Raw genomic sequence first — 21270 nt, 5'->3', positions numbered from 1 at the left:
GAAAAAGGACGTTCACTCAACCGGAGCAGGTAGCTGCCGATCAGGGGAAAGCGTCTGACTGACAGTTCCGAGCACGAGTCCCTTACTCCGAATGGCATGAATCATGCCTTTGAGAGCCGCCGCTGAGGAATCCGTAGGGTGCATTAATATCAGGGAGCCTGATTCAACCTGACTGCTGATTTTGTTAACCACCGATTCTGGCGACGGATGCCTCCAGTCTACGGTGTCCAATGTCCACAGCACGGTTTTGAGTCCAAGTTCTGCGGCCAGATCAACGGTTTGCTGATTAAAATCACCTGACGGCGGGGCAAACCAGCTGTTTTTCACACCCAAGATTTCTTGAAGAAGCACTTCCGTCTTCTGTATTTCTTGTGTGGCCCTTTCCCGACTTAGACGACTCATATCGGGGTGAGAGTAGGCATGATTCGAAAGCTCATGTCCTCTTTTTTGAATCTCCTTGGCGAGTTCAGGATTTTTTTTCAACCAGCTTCCATCCAGAAAAAACGTAGCCTTGACCTTTTCCTGATCCAGCGTATTCAGTATCGGTACGATATACTCGTTTCCCCAAGCCACATTGATCATGAAGGAGACCATCGGCTTCTCAGGATTCCCCTTGTAGATCGGCACATTACCCAGTTGATTCAAATGTACTTTGGGTGCCAATTGACGATACACATACTGGATTGGGCGGTCTGGAGCTTTAATCGCTTTGCGATAGGTGGCATCCAGATCGACCTCCAGTCCGTTATAGCCTGGGATAGCCTTCCATACTCTGTCGATCTTGGCATCAACCGGTTCCCGCCGCTGACGGGCTGCTTCAGCACGTAGTCGCTGCATAAGCGCATTATCAGGTAAAGCTGCAACTCCCATTGTTGTTACAGCCTCTGGCTCGTTACCCCCTGTGCCTTGTCCGTCACGTAATTGACCAATGTATTCACGAACGCCGCTAAACTGCCCGATAATCAGCGTGATGGCCAAACTGGCTACAACCCACACTGCTCTCTTTGCCCTTCTCATGATCCCTTCATCCTCCCACGCGTTTGTCCACATTGTATGCGGGGAGGACAAGAACTATGACGCAGTAAGCTTCTAGAAGCCCAGTTCGGCACAGCTTGTGCGTATGTATGAAAAAAGAGCCAGAAACGTAGCTCTGCCTCTTTCCAAAAGCTTAAATCATGCTATTCAAATCCCGAGTTCTGTAAAACGGATAGGCTTCCTCTTGCTGTGGTCCGCGGTACCAGTACCTAGGACTTTGCAGGAGCTTCAGCCGTCAGAACCGCCTTACGGGACAAATTGACACGACCTTGCTGATCGATTTCAGTTACTTTCACCGTAATCGTATCTCCAATAGCAACCACATCCTCAACTTTGGCTACACGTTCAGTAGACAGTTGAGAAATATGAACCAGACCGTCCTTGCCCGGTAAAATCTCGACGAATGCACCGAATTTTTCAATCCGCTTCACTGTGCCGATGTAAATTTCACCGACCACAACTTCTTTAACGATACCTTCAATAATGGAGCGTGCCTTTTCATTCATCTCTTGGTTTGTGGAAGCGATGAACACACGACCATCCTGCTCGATATCAATTTTCACGCCGGTTTCTTCGATGATTTTGTTAATGATTTTACCACCTGCGCCAATAACATCACGGATTTTATCCGGATTAATATGCATCGTCATAATTTTTGGAGCGTACGGAGACAACTGCTCACGCGGCTTTTGGATGGCTTCCATCATCTTGCCAAGAATGAACAAACGTCCTTCTCTAGCTTGCTTGAGCGCATCCTGCAAAATTTCACGGTCAATACCGTCAATTTTAATGTCCATTTGGATGGCAGTTACACCTTCTGCTGTACCAGCCACTTTAAAGTCCATATCGCCCAGATGGTCTTCCATGCCTTGGATATCCGTCAGCACGGAAACATGATCTCCGTCCTTGATCAATCCCATAGCTACACCTGCAACCGGAGCCTTGATCGGTACACCTGCATCCATCATAGCGAGCGTGCTTGCGCAAATACTAGCCTGGGAGGTTGAACCGTTCGATTCCAGAACCTCGGAAACCAGACGGATGGTATATGGAAATTCAGTTTCGGAAGGAATTACTTTGGAAAGTGCACGCTCACCAAGAGCACCATGTCCAATTTCACGTCGACCCGGTGCACGCAAAGGACGAGCCTCACCTACGCTGAATGGAGGGAAATTGTAATGATGCATGAAGCGCTTCGTTTCTTCCAGATCAATACCGTCCAGAATTTGTACGTCACCCAATGCGCCAAGTGTACAAACGCTGAGCGCTTGCGTTTGACCGCGTGTAAACAAGCCCGAGCCATGCGTACGCGGCAAAATGCTCGTGTCGCTTTCGATCGGACGAATTTCATCAAGTTTTCGACCGTCAGGACGCACTTTATCATGCGTAATCAGACGACGAACTTCCTCTTTAACGATATCATAGAGAACTTCGCTCACGTCTTTCAAAAGCTCAGGCGTCTCTATGTATTGCGCTTCAAAGTGGGCAACTGTCTCTTCGTTGATTGCATCAATCGCCTCTTGACGGGCATGTTTTTCTGCAACTTTTACAGCTTCCACCAAACGGTCAGCTGCATAAGCACGTACTTCACTGTTCACTTTGTCATCAACAGCATGCAGCTTAACCTGCATTTTCTCTTTACCTGCCACTTGAACCAATTGTTCAATGACTGCCACAATGTTCTTAATCTCGTCATGACCGAACATAATCGCTTCCAGCATGACTTCCTCTGGAATTTCGTCGCCTTCCGCTTCTACCATCATGATGGCATCTTTCGTTCCGGCTACAACCAGGTACAAATCGCTGGTTTTCTGCTGCGCAATGTCCGGGTTAATCACGAATTGTCCGTTGACACGGCCTACAGCAACTCCACCAATCGGCCCGTTAAAAGGCACATCCGAAATGCTAAGTGCCGCCGAGGTTCCGATCATCGCTGCAATTTCCGGTTCGCAATCCTGATCAACACTCATCACCAAGTTCAACACCTGTACATCATTCCGGAAGCCTTCCGGGAACAATGGGCGAATTGGACGGTCTGTCAAACGGCTAGACAAAATCGCTTTTTGACTTGGGCGTCCTTCACGTTTAATAAATCCACCTGGAATTTTCCCGACAGCATACAATCTTTCCTCATAGTTCACGGTCAGCGGAAAAAAGTCCAGATCTTTTGGTTCACGGGAAGCAGTCACGGTACAAAGCACAACTGTTTCTCCGTAGCTTACTTTAACTGCCGCATTAGCCTGTTTCGCAAGACGTCCTGTTTCCAGCACCAGCTTTCTTCCGCCGAGCTGCATTTCTACACGTTGCTCCATGGTATCCCTCCATTTCATTTCATTGTAAAAGTTCTATACATATCCAGTATTTCCTGCGCAGGTCTTATTCATAAGAAATTCACATTCAAATACGATATGTAATTTCAAAAAAAGATTCTGCTTTCCAAAAAAGATTCCCATTTCAAAAAAGAACCCGGCTGCTGTCCGCCGTCGCCTTAGCAGGGACAAGCGGTGAACAACCAGGCTTCTTTTCACATTACATGTCTGAAAATTAACGACGCAGTCCGAGACGCTCGATCAACGCACTGTAACGTTTAACATCAGTCTTCTTCAGGTAAGCCAAAAGTTTACGACGCTGACCGACCATTTTCAACAACCCGCGGCGGGAGTGATGGTCTTTCTTGTGCGAACGAAAGTGACTTTGCAAGTTGACGATGTTTTCAGTAAGGATAGCGATTTGTACCTCAGGTGATCCTGTATCGGATTCATGAGTTTTGTACTCCTCGATCAATTGCTGTTTACGCTCTTGAGTCAATGCCATCCTGTTCACCTCCTTCATTATAATCGCCACTAGCCTCGTAGCCGCCGGTGAAAGCGGACAACCAAGCTAAGGTTCATCGTTGTTTACACAACATAAGTCAGTATAACACAGCGCCTGTCTTATGTAAATAATTTAGCCCAACAGCTTTTTAGCCGTCTGTGCGTCATTGCCAATTTGACTGATCAGCTCGTCTACGGAAGAGAATTTACGTTCAGGACGGATGTAATGATGAAGCTCAACCACCACAGACTCCCCATAAATCTGCTGATTAAAATCAAACAGATGCACCTCAAACGACGGATTCAGTACGCCTTCATGAAAGGTAGGCTTAACTCCTACATTCATGACACCGCTTATCCAATGATTGCCTACGAGTGCTCGTACAGCATATACACCCTTGACCGGAATTACGTAGGTATCATCCAGTTTGAGATTAGCGGTCGGAAATCCGATCGTGCGCCCCCGCTTCTCTCCATCCATTACAGTCCCCCGTATACGGTAAGGACGTCCCAACCAGCGAGACGCTTGGGTCAGATCCCCGGTCTGCAAAGCACGGCGGATATCAGAACTGCTCACCTTTTCCCCATCCAGCTCAAACGGGGGTACGGTGTGAACAGCCATCTGCTCTCCACCAAGCTTGCGAAGCGTATCCTCATGCCCCGCACCTCGGTAGCCAAACCGAAAATCAAAGCCCACTACTGCCGTTTGGATTTGCAATGGAAGCAGTACATCTGTCATGAACGCCTCAGGGCTGACCTTGGAAAAATCTTCGTTAAAGCTCATAATATAAAGAATATCCACACCCATGTCGGCCAAAATAGCCTGCTTGTCCGCAAGCGGTGTTAGATAACCTTCATAGTCACCTTTTTTCATGACTTCCTTCGGGTGAGGATGAAAAGTCATGACAGATGCCGACACTTTCTGTTCCCGAGCCAGCGAAACGGCTTGGTGTATGACGCTTGCGTGTCCCAGATGAAGACCGTCGAACTGACCAATCGCCGTGACCTGTGGACGCCCCCATTGCTGTAAAAGCTCATCACTCAATGGATAAGATAATGAAACGGTAATCATATTCATTCACCTGCATTTCACATCATTTGACTAACTTCGTCAAAATTATAGCACAATTCAAGGTAAGAAAAACGTCTATCGACGTACTTTCACAGCAGCCAGACTGCGCCTATCGGAAGTTTTTCTTGCGATTATAGAATTGTTCAGCTCCGCTGAAAATTTATAAATTCTATAATCTTAAAAAAACTTTAATTGGAGCGATCGCACCTGATTCATCTCGTCCATATATGCCTAAAAACGTTTGATCCTCTTTATACAAACGAAAGGGCTGGCTGTCGGTCACAGGTGGTGAAATCATATTCAGCGACAAACGTTGACCTTGCAAAGCTGCGGCTGCCTTTGCTTCGGCCACCGTATGCTCAGGCATATAGTCAATCGCCTGATCGGTTGCAATGAGCCGCTCACCCAAACTGCCATCCGCTACGCAGCGCTCTATCTCATCGAACGTCAGGCAACGTTCCGCGGATATTCCCGCAGACATGGTTCGCTCCAGCTTGACCATCGTCGAAGGGTATCCCAACGCACGGCCAATATCAACACATAGTGTACGGATATATGTCCCTTTGGAGCATAGGGCACGGAAGGAAATATCCACATACGATCCTGTCTGCTCGAATCCTGTCATCTCCAGCTCGTAAATGTCTACTTCGCGGCTTTTGCGCTCCACGGTTTTTCCTTCCCTGGCCAGTTCATATAGACGTTTGCCATTCACTTTGAGCGCAGAATACATCGGCGGCACCTGAGAGATCGTACCAACAAATCGCTCCAGCGTCGCTTTGGCTTCTACTTCCGTCACCTCTACTGGGCGTTCACTTTCTTCAGTAACGGTCCCTGTAAGATCTTCGGTATCGGTCGCTATGCCTAATCTCAGCGTGGCCTGATACTCCTTGGGCCGCTCCTGCATGTATTCAACGACTCGGGTAGCCCGCCCCAGACACAAGGGCAGCACACCGGTTACCTGCGGATCAAGCGTTCCGGTGTGTCCAATCCGTTTCATCCCCAGTAGACGGCGAGCCTTTGCCACCACATCATGAGAGGTAAATCCAGCGGGTTTAAGGACGGGCAAAATGCCTTCCCAACTTGCCTGTTCCTTCTTCATTGGGTTCATAGCTCGTCCTTCACCCGCCCTACAACCGTCTCAATAATATCCTCCAGTGTACCTTCCAGCCGGCAGCCCGCAGCACGAACATGTCCTCCGCCCCCAAACGAATGGGCTAACGCAGCTACGTTAACACGGCCTGCTGATCTCATGCTGGCTTTAACCGCTTGTTCATTGATGACTTTAAAGAAAATGCCTACTTCAACGCCACGAATATTTCTTGGATAGTTAACAATCCCTTCCAAGTCCTCGTTAACAGCTCCGCACTCCTCCATATCTTCAGGTGTAACAACCACCCAGGCGACTTTACCATCCTCCGACATCGTGAGCGTCTGCAATGCCTTGGTCAGCACCTTCATCTGCGGAAATGTCATTTCTTCCAGCAAATTCTCAGACAAAGATGGACCGTCTACACCGTAAGTGAGCAACTGAGACACAATAGACATCACCTTTGGCGAAGTGTTGGAATACCGGAACCCCCCTGTATCCGTAAGCAGTCCTGTATACACAGAAGTCGCTACTTCAACGTCCCACTTCACTGCAAATATTTCCAGTAAATCAAAAAGAATCTCCGCTGTTGCCGCTGCATCCGGCTTAATTACATTCACCGTACCATACGCATCATTCGTTGGATGATGATCAATATTCAGGATAACGGCATCTTCCGCAAAAAACTGTTCTGTCAGACCAACACGACGGTAGTCTGCACAATCCACGCAAATAATCCGGTTGTATTTCCGTTCTGGCGGTTGCTGGCTCATATCCATAATCTCATCGGCATGCCATAAAAAATCCATGCGTTTGGGAATAGCTCCCTCGTTCAGCATGGTAAATTTCTTCCCCAGACATGAGAGAAGCCAGCCCACCGTTACGGTGGAGCTGACTGCGTCTCCGTCCGGCTGTACATGCGATACGATCAGGTAATCATCATGCTCCAGAATAAATTCCTTCGCTTGTTGAAGCGCCTGTTCATAGGTATGCATTGCCGTCTCCTTTACATTCAGTTCATGGTTTCTTCGGATCAAGAGGATTTCCTATTTTTCGTCCTTGTCGATATCACTCAACAGCTTTTCAATTCGGCTGCCGTAAGCAATAGATTCGTCAATTTTGAAAATCAGCTCAGGAATATGGCGGAGCCGTATCCGTTTGCCAAGCTCAGAACGAAGATAACCGTTCGCTTTGTCCAACGCCTTCAGGGAAGAAGTCTTTTGTTCGTCATCCCCAAGTACGCTCAAGTATACTTTCGCTTGGGACAAATCGTTTGTGACATCGACACCCGTCACCGTAATAAAACCGATACGAGGGTCCTTTAATTCGGTTTGTATGAGTAGGCTTAGCTCCTTCTTGATCTGCTCGCCAACTCGACCTGTACGTATTTTAGCCATGGATGCTCACCTCTCTGCCGTTAGCGCTCCACTGTTTCCATGACGAACGCTTCAATAATGTCGGATTCCTTAACATCATTATAGCCATCAAGGGTGATACCACATTCATAACCTTGGGCAACTTCTTTTGCGTCGTCCTTAAAGCGTTTCAGTGAGTCGATTTTACCTTCAAAAATGACGATGCCATCACGAATCAGGCGTGCTTCTGCTGAACGGGTAATTTTACCGGATGTCACCATACAACCAGCGATCGTACCGACTTTAGTAACTTTGAATACGTTACGAACTTCAGCGTGTCCGATCACATTTTCCTTATATTCAGGGTCCAGCATGCCTTTCATAGCCTGCTCGATTTCTTCAATGACATTGTAAATGACGCGATGCAGACGAATGTCCACTTTTTCAGCTTCCGCTGTAGATTTCGCCTGATTATCAGGACGAACGTTAAAGCCAATGACAATGGCATTGGAAGCCGCAGCCAAAATAATATCGGATTCGGTGATTGCACCTGCACCACTGTGAAGAATTTTGACGCGTACACCTTCAACTTCAATCTTGTTCAAGGAGCCTTTCAGCGCTTCGACAGAACCTTGTACATCACCTTTGATAATGACGTTCAGATCCTTCATCTCACCATCCTTGATATGTTGGAACAGATCATCCAGCGTTACGCGGGTGTTGCTGCCGAGATCGGACTGACGCTGCGTGATCGCACGTTTATCCGCGATAGCACGGGCTTTGCGCTCATCCTCAAACACCATGAACGGATCGCCAGCGAGTGGAACTTCTGTCAAACCAGTAATTTCAACTGGTGTGGAAGGCCCAGCTTCCTTGAGACGACGACCTTTATCGTTGACCATGGCACGTACGCGCCCGAAGCAGTTCCCCGCTACGAAGGCATCCCCGACTTTCAGAGTACCGTTCTGCACAAGCACACGAGCTACAGAACCGCGGCCCTTATCCAACTCAGCCTCAATGATAGTACCGCGTGCCCGTTTGTCCGGGTTCGCTTTGTATTCATTCACTTCAGCTACCAGCAGAATCATTTCGAGCAGATCTTCCAGACCCATTCTTTGTTTCGCTGAGACGTTGACGAAAATGGTATCTCCGCCCCACTCTTCAGGTACCAACTCATATTCAGTCAGTTCCTGCTTCACTTTATCCGGGTTCGCATCCGGTTTGTCAATCTTGTTCACAGCCACGATAATAGGCAAACCTGCCGCTTTCGCATGGTTGATGGCTTCGACCGTCTGTGGCATAACACCGTCGTCAGCTGCAACCACGATAATCGTCATATCTGTAACTTGAGCACCACGAGCACGCATTGCAGTAAAGGCCTCGTGACCCGGTGTATCCAAGAAAGTGATTTTTTTACCGTTGATTTCAACCTGGTATGCACCGATATGCTGTGTAATACCACCGGCTTCGCCACCCGTTACATTCGTGGAGCGAATAGCATCCAGCAAAGTGGTTTTACCATGATCGACGTGACCCATAATTGTTACAACTGGTGGACGTGTTTTCAAATCCGCTGGATCATCATTTTCTTCCACCGTTTCAAAACGATCTTCCTCGACCGGAATTTTCACTTCTACCTCAACGCCAAAGTCACCAGCCAGTAAAAGAATGGTATCCATATCCAGTTCCTGATTGATTGTCGCCATTGTTCCGAGCATAATCAGCTTTTTGATAACTTCTGACGCATCCTTGTGAAGCAGCTTCGCTGTTTCGCCTACGGTCATCTCGCCACGTACAATAATTTTCTTAGGCGTGTTGTCGATTTTCTCACGGCGCTCCTGCGGTTGTCCTTTACCACGGTTGTTAAATTTCCCGCCACGATTGTTACCACCGCGGTTATTGCCACCACGGCCACCGCCGTTACCACCGCGTCCTCCGCCTTGACGGTTATCGTCGAAACGACTTTGACCGGAACGGTTATTTCCGTTACTGAAGTTACTGCCTGTACGATTGCCACCACCATTACGGTTGGCATTGCCGCTTCCCGTAGATGAAGATGTTCTTACTGCCGTCCCACCTTGACTACTCCCTTGAGAACGCGTGCCTGTGTTGCTAGCGGAACGCTGTTGTCCCCCTTGTTGTTGACCATTACTGCGATTCTGGCTGCCCTGCTGGCCACTTGGTTTATTCGCACTTTGCTGACTGCGGTTTTGACCGCCCTGCTGACTACCTTGCGCTTTTGGAGCGCTGCTTCGACTACTGTTTTGGTTGTTATTTGTCCTATTCATACTTACCTGCTTTTCCTGTTGATTTTTGGTTTGCTCAGTTGAATGATTACTGTTCTGATTTGAACCGGTCTGACTTGAACCAGTCCGACTTGAACCGTTCTGGCTTGAACCAGCCTGATTCGAGCTTACTTGCGCCGTGTCTGCTCCACCTTGCTTGGCCGCAGCATTGGATTTGATATTCTTAAAAAAATTTTCCACTTTGCCTACGGCATCATGTTCCATGACGCTCATATGGTTGTTTACGGGAATATCCAGCCGTTTAAGAATGGTGATAATTTCTTTGCTGCTCATGTTCAACGATTTGGCGTATTCGTATACCCGCACTTTGTCTTTGCTTTCTTGTTTACTCAATATACTCCACCTCCGACATTATCCCCGCATGTTTCATGATCAATTTCGCGAATCCTTGATCCGTCACAGCCAGCACAACCCGTTCAGGTTTGCCGATACTGCTTCCCAAGCTTTCCCGGTCAAATCCTATCAATAAGGGGATTTTGTACGTCCCGCATTTGTCGCGGAATTTCTTTTGAGTATTCATTGAAGCATCTTTTGCAAGAATGACCAGCTTGGCTTCTGAAGACCTGATCGCTTTATAAACGATCTCATCACCTGTTAGCAGCTTGCCAGCTCTCATGGCAAGACCCAATCCAGACAGCGCCTTATTCATCCTGCACGCTGCCTTGTGCCGCCAGGAATTCTTCCTCGACGGCAGCAAAATCACGACTTAGCTGCTCATAGATGTCAGGATGAACCGAGTGCTTCAATGCTCGATCCAGTGCCTTGCTTTTTTGAGCCAGCTTGAAGCAGGCGGCTTTGCCGCACAAGTAAGCACCGCGCCCTGACTTTTTACCGGTCAAGTCAATCAGCACTTCGTCTTCAGGGGTTTTAACGACACGGATCAACTGCTTCTTTGGCATCATTTCATGACAGGCCACACATTTGCGCAAAGGTATCTTTCTCTGTTTCATGCATTAACCCCCCCTACACTCCGCTTAATCTACAGAAACGGAATCCTGATGCATTTCATCGGTGGATGTTCTTGGTCTGCCAAGCTCTTCCTCCGCCTGTGTCTCACTCTTAATATCAATTTTCCAGCCAGTAAGCTTAGCAGCAAGACGAGCATTCTGCCCTTTAATGCCAATAGCCAGAGAAAGCTGATAATCCGGTACAATGACGCGCGCCATCTTTTCTTCTTCAAAAACCTGTACCTCAAGTACTTTAGAAGGGCTTAACGCATTAGCAACGTATTCGTCAACGTTATCGGAATAGCGCACGATGTCGATTTTTTCGCCACGCAGCTCATTCACAATGGTTTGTACCCGTGTTCCTCTAGGTCCTACACAGGAGCCTACCGGATCAACCTCTTCATTGCGGGAATGAACCGCGATTTTAGAACGGAAGCCTGCTTCACGCGCTACAGAACGAATCTCTACCACACCGTCAAAAATTTCAGGCACTTCGAGTTCAAACAAACGCTTAAGCAGACCGGGATGTGAGCGGGACAGCATAATTTGCGGCCCTTTAGTTGTGTTCTCCACCTTGGTAATATAAGCCTTAATCCGATCCAGATGGTTGAATTTCTCATTCGGCATCAGCTCGCTCAACGGCAGAACCGCTTCTACCTTGCCCAAATCAATATAAATATTGCGCGGGTCTTGGCGCTGTACAGTTCCTGTTACAATATCTTCTTCCTTGTCCACAAACTTGTTGTAGATCAAGCCTCGTTCCGCTTCGCGGATACGCTGGGTCACGACCTGCTTCGCCGTTTGTGCAGCAATCCGTCCAAAATCACGTGGTGTAACTTCAATTTCAGCAATATCCTCCAACTGAAAATGCGGATTAATTTCACGAGCTGCCGGCAACGAAATCTCGGTGCGAGGGTCCAATACCTCCTCAACAATCAGCTTGCGCGCATATACCTTAATGACTCCCGAGTTGCGGTTCATATCAACACGCACATTCTGTGCAGTGTTGAAATTCCGTTTGTAGCTGGAAATCAAGGCTGCTTCAATGGCCTCAAACAGCACATCCTTGCTGATCCCCTTTTCTCTTTCCAACTCGTTCATTGCTTCAATAAAATCCATACTCATGGATTACTGCTCCCCCTTTCAAATGATGGCACCTGTGTCCTGGTCAGCACACGAGGTATAAAACATGAAGTCATGTCAAACAGCAACAGTCAAATCCAAATTAAAATATGATCGCGAGCCTTGCACCAGCTACCTTTTCATAAGGTATGGCATGCTTCTTTTGTCCGCTTTGAACGGTGAGCTCCCCATCTTCAAAAGAAAGCAGACGACCTTCAAATTCCTTCAGGCCGTTGATCGGCTCGTATGTAGTAACAAATACATTTTTGCCTACCGCTTTAGTTACGTCCTCCGCTTTTTTCAGCGGTCTCTCGGCACCTGGTGAGGATACTTCCAGAAAATATGCTGTAGAAACCGGATCATTCTCATCCAGCTTTTGGCTCAGATATTCACTGATCATACTACAGTCGTCCAGATCAATTCCTCCGTCTTTGTCTACAAAAACGCGAAGAAACCAGTTGCTGCCCTCTTTGACATACTCGACATCGACCAGTTCAAAGCCATGCTCATCAAAATAAGGTTGGGCCATTTCTTCTACTGCTGACTTGATCTTTGGTGTGCTCAAAGATTATAACCTCCAAAAGTAAACTTTCCTGTGGTGAAAAAAGACGCCCCATTACGATGGACAATGCTTCTTCATCACCGGCATTTTCCATTTTTATTTGATGTAATGTTCATTTCGGGCTCACTGCAAATAAACCGGCGTACCGGTTTTGGCCCAAAAATAACGTTTTCACGTTGTAACTGTATATCAAACAGTAAAGAGTGGGTTTCCCCACTCTTTTAGCAACGGTTTTATCTCCATGATTACCAAAAAAATTATATCATAACCGTAGTTATGTGACAAGTGCCAGAGCTTGACTACTGTGGTTCGGATTAAAACAGAGACAGCTGATTACTCTCTGGCAGACCTCGAAAGCACCCCATCTGGGACAGCATTTCGACAATGGTTTTACTGGCCTTCGACTTTTGCTGAAAATCCTCGACAGACAAAAATTCACCCTGTTCACGGGCAGCCGCGATGTTACGCGCCGCGTTTTCACCAATCCCCTGAAGGGCTCCAAACGGCGGAATGAGCGAATCTCCATCTACTTTGAAGCGTGTAGCTTCGGAACGGTACAAATCAATCGATTTGAAACTGAAGCCGCGAGCTGTCATTTCCAAAGCCATTTCCAGGATTGGCAGCATCCCTTTTTCCTTTTGCGAGGCCTGGAAGCCAAGCTGCTCGATCTCAACAATTTTCTTTCCAATTGCATCATATCCCTGACAACACAGTTCAATATCAAAATCGGCTGCACGTACGGAGAAGTAAGTCGCATAATATTCTATCGGATGATACAACTTGAAATACGCTGTACGCACCGCTGAAATAACATAGGCTGCGGCATGCGCCTTCGGAAACATGTACTGGATTTTCAGACAGGAATCAATGTACCACTGCGGCACCTTGCATTTTTTCATTTCCTCAATCCATTCGGCACTAAGACCCTTACCTTTACGCACGCTCTCCGTAATTTTAAAGGCCAGACCTGCGTCCATCCCCGCCTTGTAAATCAAAAACAGCATGATATCATCCCGGCAACCAATTACAGTCTTGATGTTGCAGGTATTATTTTTGATCAACTCCTGCGCGTTCCCCAGCCATACGCCCGTACCGTGAGACAAACCGGAGATTTGCAGTAAATCGGCAAAAGAGCTCGGCTGCGACTCTACCAGCATTTGGCGTACAAACTTCGTCCCCATCTCTGGTACACCATAGGTTGCGACAGGTGTGCGGATTTGCTGTGGTGTTACACCGAGTGCCTCCGTGGAGTTGAACATGCTCATCACTTTGGGATCATTCATTGGGATCGTCGTCGGGTCAACCCCGGTCAAATCCTGAAGCATCCTCATCATGGTCGGATCATCATGGCCCAGAATATCGAGCTTGAGCAAGTTCGCATCAAAAGCGTGATAATCAAAATGCGTCGTTTTCCATTCCGAGCTCGTATCATCAGCCGGGTACTGCACCGGCGTAATGTCCTCGACCTCAATATAATCGGGAACAACCACAATCCCACCCGGATGCTGTCCGGTACTGCGTTTTACACCTGTACAACCGGAAGCCAGCCTGTTCAGCTCAGCTCCGCGCCATTTTTTATGATGTGCCTCTTCATATTTTTTGGCAAAACCAAACGCCGTTTTCTCAGCAACCGTACCGATGGTTCCTGCACGGAAAACACTTTTTTCACCAAACAGCACTTTCGTATAGTTATGCGCGACAGGCTGATATTCTCCGGAGAAGTTCAAGTCAATATCGGGAACTTTATCTCCTTTAAAGCCGAGGAACGTTTCAAATGGTATATCCTGTCCCTCACCCTTAAGCTTGCCACCGCAATTCGGACAGTTTTTGTCTGGCAAGTCAAACCCGCTCGGCACACTTCCATCCAAAAACCATTCGCTGTGTCTGCATTCAGGATTAACGCAAATATAATGAGCAGGCAATGGATTAACCTCGGAAATACCGAGGAAAGTAGCTACCACAGAAGAACCGACAGAGCCCCGTGAACCTACCAGGTATCCATCCTGATTAGACTTTTTAACCAGACGCTCGGAAATGAGATAGTTAGCGGAGAACCCGTATTTGATAATAGGCTCCAATTCTTTTTCAAGACGAGCTACAACGACCTCGGGCAAGGATTCGCCATAGATGGATTGAGCCGTCTCATAGCATGTATTACGGATCTCCTCATCTGCTCCGTCCAGCAATGGCGTAAACAGCTTGTCAGGGAACAATTCCAGTTCCTCAAACCGCTCCGCCAGCTCGCTTGTGTTGGTCACAACAACCTCATAAGCTTTTTCCTCACCTAAAAACTCGAACTCTGCCAGCATTTCATCCGTTGTCCGCAAATGAGCATCCGGCTTACGGATATCTTTTAACGGGCTAAACCCAGTAATGCCGTGTATGGTGATATCACGATACAGCTTATCGCGAGTCTCCAAATAGTGAACATTGCCTGTAGCAATAACCGGCTTATCAAGCCGCTTTCCTATTTCACATACTTTGCGTATGGCCGTTTTCAGAGCGTCAGGTCCGCTTACCAGTTGCTTTTCCACCAGATGCATATACATTGTTAAAGGTTGAATCTCCAACACATCATAAAACTGTGCAACTTCCTCGGCTTCTTCCTCGGATTTATTCAACACAGCTTCGAAAAACTCTCCCTTTTCGCAGCCGGAAATAATAAGCAATCCCTCTCTCATTTCCGACAATTTAGATTTAGGAATACAAGGCACACGCTTGAAATATTCGGTATGAGACATTGAAACCAGCTTGTACAGATTTTTTTTGCCTATTGGGTTCAGGGCATAAATACAGCAGTGGAAGGGACGAACGGTCGATAGATCCTTCCCTACATAGTCATTCAAGCGATCAAGCATTTTCAACCCCTTAATTTGTTCCGCATCACTCAGCAGTCCGTTTAACACTTCTGCCAACGCAACGGTATCATCAATAGCCCGGTGATGGCTTTCGAGCGCAACCTTATACTTAGCCGTCAGCGTATTTAATCGGTGATTTTTCAGCGTCGGAAACAGCAAGCGGGCCAGTTCCAGCGTATCCAGCACCGGATTGGTCATTTCAGGCAACCCCATCTTTCGAAGCATTGCCTGGATGAAGCCAACATCAAATCGCGCATTATGGGCAACCAGCACGGCATCGCCAACAAAATCGACGAACTCTTTCATAACCGGTTCCACATCCGGTGCATCCTTGACCATTTCATCGTTAATGTTGGTCAGCTGCTGGATATTGTAGGGAATACGCTCATGCGGATTCACAAAGGTCGCATAACGGTCAATTTCCTTGCCTTCATACATTTTGACAGCCGCTATCTCAATGATTTTATTTTGCGTGACGGACAAACCGGTGGTTTCAATATCAAAAACGACATAGGTCGCTGTTTTCAAACTTAACGACTGCGCCTGCATCACAACCTCAACTGCATCATTAACCACATTGGCCTCAATGCCGTAGATCATTTTAATTCCGTTTTTCTTGGCTGCCTTGGCGGCATCAGGATAGCATTGCACTCCACCATGATCGGTAACCGCAATCGCTTTGTGCCCCCACTTGGCGGCTGTTTTGACATATTGATCAATCGAGGCTACAGCATCCATTGCGCTCATCTTTGTATGCAGATGGAACTCAACCCGCTTTTCCTCTGCGTTATCCTTACGTGTAGGCGGAGCCTGTACTTCAATCAGATCAGAAGGAATCATAACCAGCTCGGGAATTTGCATAAAACGATCGTATTCTACCCGCCCACGGACTTTGACCCATTTTCCGTTAGCCAACAGACTGAGCACCTTCAGATCCTCTTTTGTTTTAGCAAACATTTTCATCTGCAAGGAATCACTAAAGTCTGTCAAATAGAACGTAAACAACGTACTGCCATTGCGCAGCTCTTTACTATCCAGACCGAAGATCGTCCCCTGCAAAGTAACTTTCTTCTCTTCGTCCTGAATATCCTGCATCGGAACAGGCGGTTCTTTGATTTCATAACCAAATTGAAGCCGGACATCTCCCTCTTCCTCTTCTACAGGCGGCATTTCAGCTTCCATACTTTCCATCATTTTCTGAATAACTTCGCGTTCTTCCTGCATCTTCTTCTCTTGAAACTGTTGCAAAGCCTCCTGATTACTTTCACCGACCTGAATTTTAACGCGCATGGAGAGTCCAAAATATTTGTCGTAAAATTTGATAATAGCTTGGTCAATCTGTTTTTTACGCGCCAGCTCCAGCGACATGCTATCGCTCATCGTCAGTATGAACAGTCCATCTTCCCACTCATGCACAGCCCGATTCATCCAACCGTTTACAGAGGGAATTTCACGATGTACCCACTCCAGAAAAAGCTTCCAGTATTCACCGATGATATCACCAGGTTGAACCTGCTCACCATAATGAAACCGAAACGTAATTTTAGCGATATGATTCATCTTTTCCTGTACCTGAATGCAGAACGTACGATATACCTGAGCGGGAACCAGTGTCTCCTTGACAAGAATGATATTCCAGTCCTTATTGGTACGGCTAATTTCCACCTGATCAATCCAACCGTCCAAGAAATAAGGTTCAACCACTCCCGCAGGCATCACAACCTGTTTCATCAGCAGTTCCAGCCGCTTTCTCTTTTCTTCAGCTCCGCCCATGGCTCTCCCCCCCATTTCCTAATAATTCTATCTCAGCTGTCTTTATAGTGTACAGCGGTCTCCTCATCTTCAACTTTCATTCCGAAAACATGAAAAGCTTCTGCGTCAAAAACATCTCCGACCGCAAAAGCTTTTCGTAGCCCCCCTCACCCCTCCAACGCGACAATATAAATCCTACGGGGCATTGCCACGTACAGTTATACTGTTAGCAGAGAAAATGAAGTGAGTATAATGGGTTTGCTTTACTTCTTTATTAGTACGCCCGTGCGAACACTACAGTATGCTTGGCTGGTTTGCCACAGCACAGACATGTGGTCTTTTGCTCGGTTGTTTTAAACGGTATGTTGCGGCTTGTAGCGCCTGTCACTTCTTTGACCTTGTCTTCACATTCCTCAGATCCGCACCAGCCTGCCAAAGTAAAGCCGCGTTTTTCTTCCATGAGCGCCTTCATTTCATCCAGCGTATCGACGGAATAGAAGTTTTCTTCCATAAAATTCTTCGCACGAACATACATTTCCTGTTGTACCTGTGCAAGCATTGCCTGGACTTCCTCTACAAGATTGTCCTGCTGTACAATTTTTTTCTCGCCGCTAATACGGGATACGAGTACACAGACACCGTTTTCCATATCACGAGGTCCGATTTCCAAACGTACTGGTACACCGCGCATTTCATATTCGTTAAACTTCCAGCCTGGACTCACATCGCTGCGGTCATCCATTTTCACACGTACACCTGATTGCTTCAACTGAGCGAACAGTTCATCTGCGCGCGCGATCACTGCATCACGCTTCTTAGGCGGTCCGATTGGAACCATAACGACTTGTGTAGGTGCAACTTTAGGAGGCAAAGCCAAACCGCGATCATCTCCATGGACCATAATCAGTGCACCAATCAAGCGTGTACTTGTTCCCCATGAAGTTGTATGTGCGAACTCCAGATTATTTTCACGGCTCAAATATTTAATATCAAATGCAACCGCAAAATTGGTCCCCATATAGTGGGAGGTCCCGGCTTGTACCGCACGCCCATCCTTCATCATCGCTTCCAGCGAAAATGTTTCCTTCGCACCTGCAAATTTTTCAGATGGTGTCTTTTGTCCAGTAATAACTGGAATAGCCAGAACTTCTTCGATAACCTCACGGTACACTTCCAGCATTTTCATCGTTTCTTCGCGTGCTTCTTCCTCTGTTTCATGAGCCGTGTGACCTTCCTGCCACAAAAATTCACTTGTGCGCAAGAAAGGTAGCGTCCGTTTTTCCCAACGCACCACGTTAGCCCATTGGTTAATAAGCACAGGCAGATCTCGATAGGACTGAATCCATTTGGAGTACATATGTCCAATCATGGTTTCTGAAGTCGGTCGGATTGCAAGGCGCTCTTCCAGCTTTTCCCCGCCAGCCTCGGTTACCCAAGGAAGCTCAGGATTAAATCCTTCCACATGCTCTTTCTCCTTTTGGAAAAAGCTTTCGGGGATAAACATTGGAAAATAAGCATTGCGGTGACCCGTTTCTCTAAAACGCACGTCCATCGCTTCCTTGATATGCTCCCAAATTTCAAAACCGTCCGGGCGGAATACAATACACCCACGAACCGGGGAATAATCCATCAGCTCTGCTTTTTTAATTACATCAATGTACCATCGGGAAAAATCTTCGCTCTGTGGCGTAATTTCCTCGACAAACTGTTTATCGTTCGACATAGAAATGCATGTCCTCCCATACAGACCGTTTTTATAAAGTCCGCCTCTAATTAACCGTTAATTAAGCGTAAAATATCGTTGTACGTGACCGCGATCATAAGCAGGAATAGCATAGCAAAACCTACAAAATGGACCATTCCCTCTCTGCCCGGATCAATGGGACGTCCTCTTACCGCCTCTACACCGAGGAACACAAGTCTGCTACCATCCAGCGCCGGGATAGGCAACAAATTAAATATCCCCAGATAGAGACTCATAATAGCCGTCCAATACGTTAACTGCTCAATGCCCTGCTTGGCAATTTGTCCCGTCACTTCAAAAGTACGTACAGGACCGCCCAGATCATTAATAGAAAAGCGTTGAATGAGCTGGCTAAATCCCTGGAAAATAATATCGGTCGTTCTTACCATGGATTGTCCGGCAAATTTAAAGGTCTCTCCAACCCCTGCTTGGCGCTTTGGAAGCTCAGGCACGATACCAACTTTGCCGCCCTTTTGCCCCTCCATTGCCCGAGGTGTGATGGTGAGATCAAATGTTTGATTATCGCGGCGAACCTTCCACTTCATCGGCTTGTCTTGAGAATCGGCAATCAGCTTGATCAAATTTTCAACATTCGCACCAATTGCAGTACCATTCACCGATTCAATGATATCTCCCTTATGCAAATCAGCCTCGGCAGCAGGCATCCCCGCTGTAATTTCACTAATTTGAACATAAGTTGGGTTCTCCACTTGTATCCCGACCATCTGGATATGCAGACCAAACAGAATAAAGGCAAGAATAAAATTCATCAGTGGTCCAGCAAAAATAGCCAGCGCGCGCTGTCCCACCGTTTTGCTGCCATACTGTCGATCCTTCGGAGCAATTTGAATGGATTGTCCTTTGGTTACCATCATCGCTTGCGGATGTACAGTGTATTGCTGATCTTCACCATCCACATCCAATTTTACAGTCAGCGCCTCTTCCAGATCAATATCCAAAACTTCGCCACGGACCACATTTTTACGGTTATCCAATTGATCCAGATAAATGGTTTTAACGACACCGTCCGTTACGCGTACAGCAATCGTTTGTCCGGCTTCAATTTCATTAACCTCCGGATCTTCTCCCGCCATGCGGGCGAAACCACCGAAAGGCAACAAACGTAGCGTAAATCGCGTCTCGTTTCTTTTATAAGAAAACAGTTTCGGACCGAAACCGATCGCAAACTCCCGTACCAGAATCCCGGCGCGTTTGGCAAAATAATAATGCCCCCATTCATGCACCGTCACTATGACGAAAAACATGAGCACCGTCATCAACACTATTTGAATCGTTTCCAATCGTTTCCGTTCCCCTTTCAATGAGATCGAGTTTGTCTTCCTAGATTATCATTATTCTCCAATCCTGCACAAGAGAATCACATTTCGCTTCTCCAACCCCAAGTCAGCCCTATAGCCCAGCAGCTATGCTTCGAGTCTCAGTATCACAGGCTTCAATCGTAGACAGATCAGGGTTAGCCACATTGACATGTCGCTCCAGCACACGCTCAATAATAGCTTCAATTTGCAGAAAAGGAATCTCTCCGCGCAGAAAACGGGCAACAGCAATCTCATTAGCTGCATTAAATGCGGTTGGTGCTGTTCCACCCATTTTACCACATTCGAAGGCAAGCCTTAAACAAGGAAAACGATGAAAGTCCATTTCCTTAAAATGGAGCTTGCCGACCTCAGCCAGCGACAGCGGCTTCGCTGGGGACTTCATTCGCTCAGGGTAAGTCAAAGCATATTGAATGGGCACTCTCATGTCCGGATTCCCCAGTTGGGCAACGATGCTCGTATCCTGAAACTCCACATAGGAATGAATGATGCTTTCCGGATGAAGCAATACGTGAATTTGCTCATAATCAAGCCCAAACAGCCAGTGGGCTTCTATGACCTCCAGCCCTTTGTTTACCATCGTTGCTGAATCAATCGTAATTTTGGCGCCCATCGACCAATTGGGATGTTTAAGTGCATCTTCCACCGTAACTTCACGAAGCTGTTCTCTTGTCAGATCCCTGAAAGAACCTCCCGATGCCGTGAGGGTGATATGCGCCACATCTTTCATGCGCTCACCGTTCAAGCATTGGAAAATAGCTGAGTGCTCACTGTCAATCGGCAGCAGCGGCACGCCTTTCGCCCGAGCCCGCTCTGTGACTAGATGACCGGCAGTAACCAGTGTTTCCTTATTGGCCAAACCGATCTGCTTCCCAGCCTCAATCGCGGCCAGCGTGGAGTGCAATCCGACACTGCCCATTACAGCCGTCACAACCATATCTGCCTCTGTGTTTGCAGCCAGCTCAACGAGTCCTTCATTTCCCCAATGCAGTTCCATGCCGGGTGGAAGTAAAGGCCGAATTTCTTCCGCCAGCTGCCTGGTGCCGACAGACACTTTTTTAGGTTGATAAAGATGCGCCTGTTCAGCAAGCAGCTTTATGTTAGAACCACCTGCTAAAGCCTCAACAGCAAACTGATCCGGGTGCATAGATACCACATCCAGCGTTTGTGTTCCAATAGATCCGGTTGAACCGAGTACCGTAATTCTTTTCATGATGCACCTTCCTATCCTGAAAATCACTTTTATCCAGGAGCTCATTGTTTGTTATTCAGGGCAGCTA

16 protein-coding genes are annotated in these 21270 nt (G+C 47.2%); all 16 read right to left on the bottom strand.

Going from position 1 to position 21270, the window contains the following annotated elements; translation table 11 throughout:
- Positions 1–12 precede the first annotated feature (12 nt).
- Complete coding sequence (locus WG8_RS10195; RefSeq protein ID WP_007430076.1) at positions 13–1017, bottom strand: polysaccharide deacetylase family protein; 1005 nt, start codon at positions 1015–1017, stop codon at positions 13–15.
- A 227-nt stretch (positions 1018–1244) separates the two neighbouring features.
- Entirely contained in the window at positions 1245–3347 is a 2103-nt protein-coding gene (pnp, locus tag WG8_RS10190; RefSeq protein WP_007430075.1) for a polyribonucleotide nucleotidyltransferase, read from the bottom strand.
- 232 nt (positions 3348–3579) lie between these two features.
- A complete protein-coding gene (gene rpsO / locus WG8_RS10185; RefSeq protein WP_007430074.1) occupies positions 3580–3849 on the bottom strand; it encodes a 30S ribosomal protein S15 in 270 nt (89 codons plus the stop codon).
- A gap of 132 nt (positions 3850–3981) precedes the next feature.
- Complete coding sequence (locus WG8_RS10180) at positions 3982–4920, bottom strand: bifunctional riboflavin kinase/FAD synthetase (protein WP_007430073.1); 939 nt, start codon at positions 4918–4920, stop codon at positions 3982–3984.
- 169 nt (positions 4921–5089) lie between these two features.
- Positions 5090–6028: a tRNA pseudouridine(55) synthase TruB gene (truB, locus tag WG8_RS10175; RefSeq protein WP_007430072.1), complete on the bottom strand. Its 939-nt coding sequence runs from the start codon at positions 6026–6028 to the stop codon at positions 5090–5092.
- Positions 6025–7002: a DHH family phosphoesterase gene (locus WG8_RS10170; protein WP_007430071.1), complete on the bottom strand. Its 978-nt coding sequence runs from the start codon at positions 7000–7002 to the stop codon at positions 6025–6027. Before WG8_RS10170 ends, truB begins: the two co-directional genes overlap by 4 nt.
- A 51-nt stretch (positions 7003–7053) precedes the next feature.
- Positions 7054–7404, bottom strand: a complete 351-nt coding sequence (rbfA, locus tag WG8_RS10165; RefSeq protein ID WP_007430070.1) for a 30S ribosome-binding factor RbfA — start codon at positions 7402–7404, stop codon at positions 7054–7056.
- Between the two features lie 20 nt (positions 7405–7424).
- A complete protein-coding gene (gene infB, locus WG8_RS10160) occupies positions 7425–10001 on the bottom strand; it encodes a translation initiation factor IF-2 (RefSeq protein ID WP_007430069.1) in 2577 nt (858 codons plus the stop codon).
- On the bottom strand, positions 9994–10317 hold the full coding sequence (locus WG8_RS10155; protein WP_007430068.1) for a L7Ae/L30e/S12e/Gadd45 family ribosomal protein: 324 nt from the start codon (positions 10315–10317) through the stop codon (positions 9994–9996). Before WG8_RS10155 ends, infB begins: the two co-directional genes overlap by 8 nt.
- Positions 10310–10618, bottom strand: coding sequence for an RNase P modulator RnpM (rnpM, locus tag WG8_RS10150; RefSeq protein ID WP_007430067.1), 309 nt, complete (start codon positions 10616–10618; stop codon positions 10310–10312). The genes WG8_RS10155 and rnpM overlap by 8 nt, the downstream gene beginning before the upstream one ends.
- A gap of 24 nt (positions 10619–10642) precedes the next feature.
- Positions 10643–11740 (bottom strand): transcription termination factor NusA, encoded by a 1098-nt coding sequence (gene nusA, locus WG8_RS10145; protein WP_007430066.1) that lies wholly within the window; start codon positions 11738–11740, stop codon positions 10643–10645.
- A 100-nt stretch (positions 11741–11840) separates the two neighbouring features.
- A complete protein-coding gene (gene rimP, locus WG8_RS10140) occupies positions 11841–12302 on the bottom strand; it encodes a ribosome maturation factor RimP (RefSeq protein ID WP_007430065.1) in 462 nt (153 codons plus the stop codon).
- Between the two features lie 311 nt (positions 12303–12613).
- Complete coding sequence (locus WG8_RS10135; RefSeq protein WP_007430064.1) at positions 12614–16930, bottom strand: PolC-type DNA polymerase III; 4317 nt, start codon at positions 16928–16930, stop codon at positions 12614–12616.
- A gap of 253 nt (positions 16931–17183) precedes the next feature.
- Complete coding sequence (gene proS / locus WG8_RS10130; protein ID WP_007430063.1) at positions 17184–18632, bottom strand: proline--tRNA ligase; 1449 nt, start codon at positions 18630–18632, stop codon at positions 17184–17186.
- Between the two features lie 50 nt (positions 18633–18682).
- On the bottom strand, positions 18683–19954 hold the full coding sequence (gene rseP / locus WG8_RS10125; protein ID WP_007430062.1) for an RIP metalloprotease RseP: 1272 nt from the start codon (positions 19952–19954) through the stop codon (positions 18683–18685).
- Positions 19955–20063: 109 nt separating this feature from the next.
- Positions 20064–21203: a 1-deoxy-D-xylulose-5-phosphate reductoisomerase gene (locus WG8_RS10120; RefSeq protein WP_007430061.1), complete on the bottom strand. Its 1140-nt coding sequence runs from the start codon at positions 21201–21203 to the stop codon at positions 20064–20066.
- Positions 21204–21270 lie beyond the last annotated feature (67 nt).

The sequence above is a fragment of the Paenibacillus sp. Aloe-11 genome (genome assembly GCF_000245715.1).
GTDB lineage: Bacteria > Bacillota > Bacilli > Paenibacillales > Paenibacillaceae > Paenibacillus > Paenibacillus kribbensis.
This window is presented reverse-complemented; position numbering and strand designations above follow the sequence as displayed.